Origin of the sequence: Candidatus Kuenenia sp. (genome assembly GCF_039794105.1) — a bacterium.
Classification (GTDB): domain Bacteria; phylum Planctomycetota; class Brocadiia; order Brocadiales; family Brocadiaceae; genus Kuenenia.
On the sequence record NZ_JBDIWA010000059.1, the window covers coordinates 1 to 7,668 of the forward strand.

Here is a 7,668-nt window from a genome sequence, read left to right on the forward strand (position 1 = left end):
TAAGCCGCAGTGATCTTCATTCGAGCCGGAAGGCGAAGACGGTATCGTTTCCGCGTCAGATATGCATGTATTTAATAAAAAATCAGTTGGATTGGTCGTATCAGCAGATAGGGAATTATTTTGGCAACAAGAAACATACGACAGTGATATTTGCGATAAAGAAAATAAACGAGGAATTGAAAAAAGATGACCAGTTTAAATCGTTCCTCGATATGCTTATGGAAAAAATTAAAAAGGCAAAAAAGTGAAGATCCGGTGAAAAATTTTCGAAAAATCTAAATCGTTACGGGAAATATTGTGAAAGAAATATCAGACATACGGTACGAATACATAAAAGATACAAAAAAGATCGTTATTAAAATAGGCACCGGCGTGATAACTGATAATGCGGGATATTTGGACAATAAACAGATAAAAGGGTTAGCCGAACAGGTCGTAGAGTTAAAAAGAAGAAATTTTAATGTAACGGTGGTAAGTTCCGGCGCAATCGGATGCGGTATGGGCGAGTTGGGATTGCAAAAGAGACCCGGTACGCTTCCGGAGCTGCAGGCGGTTGCGTCTATTGGCCAAAGCAAATTAATAAGCACGTATGATAGTTTTTTTAAATCGCATGGATATCACGCGGCACAAATCTTATTTACACGGGAAGATTTTGAAAACAGGAAAAGATATTTAAATACATGCAATACCATCCATACATTATTCCGAATGAATGCGATTCCTGTAGTAAACGAAAATGATACTATTTCAATAGACGAAATTGCCTTTGGCGATAATGATGAATTATCCGCATTGGTAACGAATCTTATTGACGCAGACCTGCTGGTTATTCTCTCTTCAGTTGATGGGTTGTATGACAAACAACCCGAAGGAGAAAGCCGGGCGCATGTTATCCCTGTAGTTGAACATATTACACAGAAAACCAAACAAATGGCATACAATTCCAAGACGTTGAGAGGAGTGGGGGGGATGCGTACAAAGTTGGAAGCTGCATCAATTGTGACGAATGCCGGTGAAAAGGTGATTATTGCCAACGGGCGACAGGAAAATGTTTTGCTAAAGATTTTTCAGTATGAGGATATCGGGACGTTGTTTCTTCCCAAAAAGGAAAAACTGACAAGCCGGAAGCGATGGATAGGGTATTCAAAGAAATCTAAAGGCAGTGTATTTGTTGATGAAGGCGCCTGTTCTGCCCTTTCGAAGAAGGGGAAGAGCCTTCTTGCATCCGGCATTGTTTCGATTGAAGGCGGTTTTGAGAAAGGGGATATTGTTTCGATTTGCAAAGGTGAAAATGATGGTGTTTTTGCGAGAGGGTTAACCAATTATTCTTCTGAGGAGATAGAAAAAATCAAGGGATGCCGCGCCTCTTCGATTCACAAGATTCTGGGCTATAAATCCTATGATGAGGTTATTCACCGGGACAATCTGGTTTTGATTTAAGGGGCGTCAATAGTTGCAGTCATAATTGATTTTATTATATTGCCGACCTTTTCTTTTTCTGCGGGATTCGGCGCCAGGCGGATTGATTCATTTAAATAATAAAGGGACGTATCGATATCTTTAAAGTGTTGATAATATAATATGCCCAGGTCCCTGTATACGGAATAGTCGTTTGGATTATATTGAAGGGAAAGTTTTAGTTCTTCCGACGCCTCTTTAAAAAGGCCTTTTGACGCATACGCAATTCCCAGATTGTAATGCGCATCAACATGCCCTTGTTTTGAATAAATGGCTTTTTCAAATTCACGAATGGCCATATCAACGTTTCCGCTTTTCAGATAAACAGCGCCCATATTGTTATGGGCATCCGCATAATTGTTATCGAGTTTTACTGCTTCCCTGTATTCAGCGAGTGCCTTTTCTTTGTTGCCGGTGTATTCATAGGTATTCCCAAGATTGTTGTGTACAAAAGGTACATAGGGATTATCTTTTAATGCAAGGAGATACGTTTCGACAGCCAAATCATGGCGTCCTCGTTTATCATAGATCATAGCAAGATTGTTGTATGCAAGCGTATTATCGTTAAGATTTGAGATGGACGCTTTATATTCTTCTATTGCCTTCTCAACAAGGCCAATTTTCTCATAAGCCGCCCCCAGATTAAAATGGATAAATGGATAGCTGTGTTCCAGGGCAAGCGCCCGCCGGTACATTTTGATTGCTTCCTCATACCGCAGGTTATTAAAGTACGCATTGCCAAGGTTGCCGCATGCCCTGGCGCTTTTCGGTTCTCTTTGAAATGTGTGAAACCATAGTGTAGCGTCGTTACGCCAGATACGGTTTCTGTGTATCACTCCAATCTGAAAACAGAGCAGAATAACGCCAAAAACAACAACAATAGGATAAGACAATTTTCTATTCAAAAAGGGATAGCTTATTGTGCAACAAAGGCCAATTACCGGCACATACAAATACCTTTCCGCTATAATGTTGCCGATGGGAATAATGCCAAGCACCGGCAAAAGTGTGATAAAGAACCATAAAATAAAAAAAATGACATATCTGTTCCTTCGTAAGAAACACACGAAAATAATAACGATACACGTAATCAGCAAGATAGCTACAAATAACGATAACGTGTAAGATAAATGTCCCGGTACGTAATAATCAGCGTTAAGGGGGACAGGTAAAAAAATAAGTTTTAGATAATATGCCACTACTTTTGTCATGGTGGCAATATTTGTTGGATAGATTTCTATCGTTTTTAAGGTATTCCTGAGGGCAAAAAATCTTAGAAAGATATAGACCCCTGTAACAAAAATATATCCGCTGTAAAAGAGCATGAAACGAGCAACTTTTTTTGCAAGAGGGGCGAAGGAATCAGATTCTTTTTCGTTTTGAGACAAAAACAAAAGATCGAAGATTACAATAAGGATAGGGAATGTAATCGCCATTTCTTTTGAAAAAAGGGCGATGAGGTATGCGAGACAAGAGAGAAAATAACAAAGGGTAAAGTGGCTATTTGTGTGACCTTGCCTGCGGCTTTTTGTTTTCAGGAATAAAATAAACGCTAAAAGAAAAAAAATTGAAACAAGGATATCCTCCCGGTAACAAATCGCATTAACCGTCTCCGTTAAAAGAGGATGCGATAGATAGAATAATGTTGCTATGAATGCCTGCCGAATGTTTTTGAAAATACACTTAGTAAAGAGGAAAAAGAGGAATATGTTGATGGTGTGGAGTATAGTATTGGTTAAATGATAGCCAAAGGGTTTAAGATTCCACAATGCGTGGTCGATAAAATAAGTTACGGTGACGACAGGGCGGTAGCTGAGCTCTCCGGAAACATAAAAATAATCTTTATGGAATAATTTAGGGAAATTTTTTAGTGAGTTAATGAAGTGATTTTCCTTGATGATGTATGCGTCGTCGTAAACAAAATCGTTATGCAATGAGTTGAGATACAAAAATCCCGATAGAAAAATAATGATGGCAGGAGGAATAAACCTTAAATATCTGGCATTCATTGAAAAAGCTCGCGAAATCCTGGAAAAAATTACGAAAGGCGGAACAACAGATTACAGTAGATTGCACAGATTAAAAAATTAAATATTCGTATTTCACCATTAAATATTTTGTCAAAAAGTGCAAAGAAATTAATGATAAAAAGGCTATTATCTGTCTGTCAATAAGCGGTTGCTGACCTTATTTTTGCGGATAAAAACATGCCATAGAAAACATGCCGTCGCCGCACCGGCAGTGTCTGCCAGCCAGTCGAGTACATCCGCGGAACGATTGGGGGTGAATGACTGGTGGAATTCATCGAACATGCCATACAATGAGGTTATACCAATGGTTAACAGATAAAACATCTTCACGGATTTGATTTGAAAGGAAGAAACAACCCAGCAGACGAACAAACATAATATCCCATATTCAACAAAATGGATAAGTTTGTCGATATGGTTTGGCAAGGAGACTGAAGAGGTATCTGTGGATGATGCTACATAAATGCCGCATGCATACCCAAATGCCAGGGCACATTTTATACCCCAGTGAATCTTAATTTTTTTGGTCATTGTTTTCTAATCCTTCAAAGAGGCGAATCCAGTATTGTGTATTATTGTCAGGGAGAGCGCCTTCCTGATGTTCATTTTTACAGGTGTTTTCAAGTGTTACTTGCACCTGTTTTTTCTTTATGTTTGGCAAGCCGGTGTTTTTTATGTGGGAATCGATCTCTTCACGGCTGACTTCCTTAAAAACGCCTTCCCACGATTTTGCGTCATCCTCTGTAGGTCCTTTCCATTTACTTTCAGGTTCTGAGAGTTTTTGGTTATTCTCTTTAAAGAGTACATCGTAGATTTCCCTGTACAGTGATTTTGGGTCCAAAATCCGGCAGCCGCATTTTTTAACGTGTCTTTTTATTTCATTATCGTAGGTTACAATACATACGTCTTTCGGATTTTTCACCTGGCTGGCAATGTTCATGATTTCGGTGTCCGCTTTGACGCCCGTTTTGGAATAAATTATTTTTATCCCCCCTGAAACCAGTCTTCTCGGTAAGCTTGTTTCTGAATAGGTGCCATCAAATACAACGATTATATCGTAGTGCTTTTCCTGCCGGTATTTTGAGAGCACGGATATTACATAATCGCGTACCGCTTCAATACAATTCCTTTCCATATGTTTTTCCAATTCCGGCACGGAAAAGATAAGATTATAGCCGTCAATAATGATTAGCATTGTATTTTGCAGTTATCAACAATGACCTTTCCATTAACAATAGTAGCCAAAACCTGTCCTTTTAGTTTCCATCCATGAAAGGGGCAGTTTCTGCCCTTTGATTCAAAAGCGTTTACGTCCACCGTCCATTCCTTGTTTTTATCTATTATAGTAATATCTGCCGGCATGCCGGCAGCAAGACTACCGCCGTTTATTTGAAAGATGCGTGCGGGATTGGCGGACATTTTTGTGATAAGTTCCTTAAAAGTAATGATGCCGGTATGTACCAGTTTTGTAAGCAATACGCCAAGGGCTGTTTCGACTCCCACAAAGCCCGTAGCGCCTTTTTTTAAATCATCTTCGGTGTGCGGCGCATGGTCTGTTGCGATAACGTCAATAATACCGCTTGCCAAGCCGTTTTGCATGGCTTCCACGTCCATCCGGGACCGTAAGGGAGGGTTTGTCCTGGGCGTATTTCCGTCTTTATCCCGGAGGCTGTTGTCCAATAATAAGTGATGGGGGGTCACTTCACAAGTGATTTTTCCCATGCCTCTTTCTTTGGCTTGTTGTATAGCTGCCAAGGTATCCTTCAGGCTTATGTGTGAAATATGCAGACGGCCTTTTGCCTGTTCAGTAAAGCGAATGTCACGCCTGGCAAAATCAGTTTCGTGTGAATAAGGTTCGCCTGGGAAACGGGTTGCGCCGGGGAGGTCTTTTATCTTATTCAAATAAAATGGAGAGTCTTCGCAATGGGGGCTGATAATAATAGCATGTTGTACTGAAAGCTCGCAAGCCTTGCGCATTAAAGCATCGTTGAATACCGGATTGCCGTCGTCCGATAATGCTTTTATACGGGTATTCTTAGCAAGGGCGGCAATGTCCGTCAACTCTTCACTTAATGAACCTTTTGTAATGCATGCCTTGGCAAACACTTTTATTATGCTCTTTTCTAAAATTCTTTCCGTGAGCAGGTCCACCATGGGGGGGGAATCTATAGGAGGGTTCGTATTTGGCTCGCAAATCACTGTAGTATATCCGCCCTTTGCGGCGGCGCGTGAGCCTGTTCTTATATCTTCTTTGTATTCTAGACCTGGTTCGCGAAAATGCACGTGGCAATCGATCAGGCCGGGGGCGATGTGTTTATTCGTTGCATCAATAATCCTGACGGAGGGGTTGGTGGTAATATTGGGTGATACCGCCTCTATTTTCCCGTCTTTTACAAGAATATCCGCGTATCCTTCAAAGTCGGAAACAGGGTCTACCACATAACCGCCTTTTATTAATAAATCGTTCATTTTGTGTAATCTGAAATATTAAAGGTTCTTAAGTCCTTGATATTTGGATGGTTTCCTGTTTTGTCTTGAAAATTAAGGGATTGTTGGCGTAATATCAATTCTATTCATTTCAATTAACACTATCCTTTTAGGTTAATTTTAGCACAAAATCAGCACAATTTGTGATACAAAAATTTTTTAAAACTACCTATTTTCGGACAGCCGGGAAGGATTTCCCCCCATTTCGTCTTTTCACTCCACCCACCGATCATCCTCTTTTCTATATGGGTCGGAGCTGAAACGCAGGATATGTGCCTTTTGAAGATATGAATAGAATCTCTCAGAAATCGAGAGGACTTTTTACTTCTTTAACTGTCTGACATTTGATCGTATGAGTGTATATCATGGTCGTCCTGATGTCACTGTGTCCCAGCATCTCCTGAATGGTGCGGATATCGTAGTTAGCTTGCAACAGATGGGTTGCGAAACTATGCCGAAAGGTGTGGGACGACGCCCTCTTCAGTATCTTTGCCTTTCTCACAGTCCGCCGTATTGCCTTATTCACATGGGTCTCATGGAGATGATACCTCCTGTATTTACCCTCATCGGGGACAAACGTTCACGTCTTGGCCGGAAAGAACCACTGCCAGATCAGATCCTTTCCGATTTTTTTATACTTCTATGTTAAAGAAGTGATAATAACGCTTGACATTATTAACGAGATGCAATAGATAATAAAGAACTTTGCTTGCAAAGAAACAGAGAAAATATTCAATCGTCGAATATCACTCAAACTTCCACGGGATATACAAAAAACTGCCCGAAGAAAACTTGAAATACTTGAAGGTGCTGAAATCCTGATGGATTTACGTATACCACCGAATAATCATCTTGAAAAACTATCGAAAAGACAGGAATGGGCAATATAGTATCCGTATTAATGATCAATGGCGTATATGTTTTGAATGGCGTGGAGGAGATGCTTACAACGTTGAAATAGTAGATTATCATTAGGAGGTAACGATGGCAAAAAAGATATTAGATCCAATTCATCCGGGTGAAATTCTGATGGAAGAATTTCTCAAACCCATGGGTATTAGTCAGTACCGGCTGGCTAAAGATATTAATGTACCTGCACGCAGAATAAATGATATTGTTCAGGGCAAACGTTCTATAACTCCAGATACAGCTTTAAGACTATCAAGGTTTTTTGGTCTTTCAGAAAGGTTTTGGATAAATCTTCAAGCAAGATATGATCTTGAAATAGAAAAAGATAGATTAAAGAATCGACTTGATGAAGAGGTACATGTTTACACTTCTGCAATGTGAACATTGCGGTGAGAAGTCGTGGGGTCAAACCTAATATTGACAATAAAGTGTTTTCCACCAAAACGATCATACATTTAAGATTTTGATGGCTCTGTTTTGTCAGGCTTGACATTCCTTAACACTTTTTCATAGTAATCTTAACAGGGTTTAAGGGTTTAAGTGGATATAACGCGAAAGCCCTAAAAAACAGGAATCCTTTTCAACAAGAATTACCTTCTATCGTTCCTCACAGAGATATCCGGAGCGATTATGCTATCGGCTCTTTTGTCAATAGATAACAGGCTGTCCGAGAATGTGATCAGCAATGAAAATAAAACGCAAAGAAAATTGTGTGTAAATTAAAAGCAATCTATAAACAAATCAGGAAAAGGTTAAAATTTTTCCATCTAAATCATAATTTTGT

The 7,668-nt window shown here is 39.7% G+C and carries 8 protein-coding genes and 1 pseudogene; 4 read left to right on the plus strand and 5 right to left on the minus strand.

The window, feature by feature from the left end; genetic code table 11:
- Positions 1–248 (plus strand): helix-turn-helix domain-containing protein (locus tag ABJL82_RS16155; RefSeq protein ID WP_347275737.1); only part of this gene is annotated, 248 nt, incomplete at its 5' end.
- Positions 249–297: 49 nt separating this feature from the next.
- The gene (proB, locus tag ABJL82_RS16160) at positions 298–1,440 is read left to right on the plus strand and encodes a glutamate 5-kinase (RefSeq protein ID WP_347275738.1); all 1,143 of its coding nucleotides are present in this window, start codon (positions 298–300) and stop codon (positions 1,438–1,440) included.
- Here the strand turns inward: proB and ABJL82_RS16165 are convergent.
- The 5 genes from ABJL82_RS16165 to ABJL82_RS16185 form a co-directional block, all read right to left on the minus strand.
- Positions 1,437–3,467 carry a tetratricopeptide repeat protein gene (locus tag ABJL82_RS16165; protein ID WP_347275739.1) on the minus strand — a complete coding sequence of 677 codons (2,031 nt, stop codon included), beginning with the start codon at positions 3,465–3,467 and terminating at the stop codon, positions 1,437–1,439. The genes proB and ABJL82_RS16165 overlap by 4 nt on opposite strands.
- Positions 3,468–3,614: 147 nt before the next feature.
- Positions 3,615–4,019 (minus strand): VanZ family protein, encoded by a 405-nt coding sequence (locus tag ABJL82_RS16170; protein WP_347275740.1) that lies wholly within the window; start codon positions 4,017–4,019, stop codon positions 3,615–3,617.
- On the minus strand, positions 4,003–4,683 hold the full coding sequence (locus ABJL82_RS16175) for an NYN domain-containing protein (RefSeq protein ID WP_347275741.1): 681 nt from the start codon (positions 4,681–4,683) through the stop codon (positions 4,003–4,005). Before ABJL82_RS16175 ends, ABJL82_RS16170 begins: the two co-directional genes overlap by 17 nt.
- Positions 4,677–5,957: a dihydroorotase gene (locus ABJL82_RS16180; protein WP_347275742.1), complete on the minus strand. Its 1,281-nt coding sequence runs from the start codon at positions 5,955–5,957 to the stop codon at positions 4,677–4,679. The genes ABJL82_RS16175 and ABJL82_RS16180 overlap by 7 nt, the downstream gene beginning before the upstream one ends.
- A gap of 319 nt (positions 5,958–6,276) precedes the next feature.
- Positions 6,277–6,501 carry a tyrosine-type recombinase/integrase gene (locus ABJL82_RS16185; RefSeq protein WP_347275743.1) on the minus strand — a complete coding sequence of 75 codons (225 nt, stop codon included), beginning with the start codon at positions 6,499–6,501 and terminating at the stop codon, positions 6,277–6,279.
- A 166-nt stretch (positions 6,502–6,667) separates the two neighbouring features.
- Between ABJL82_RS16185 and ABJL82_RS16190 the strand changes: the two are divergent.
- Both ABJL82_RS16190 and ABJL82_RS16195 read left to right on the plus strand, forming a co-directional pair.
- Positions 6,668–6,950 (plus strand): annotated as a pseudogene (locus ABJL82_RS16190) (type II toxin-antitoxin system RelE/ParE family toxin).
- 9 nt (positions 6,951–6,959) lie between these two features.
- Entirely contained in the window at positions 6,960–7,265 is a 306-nt protein-coding gene (locus ABJL82_RS16195) for a HigA family addiction module antitoxin (protein WP_347275744.1), read from the plus strand.
- The last annotated feature ends 403 nt before the right edge of the window (positions 7,266–7,668 follow it).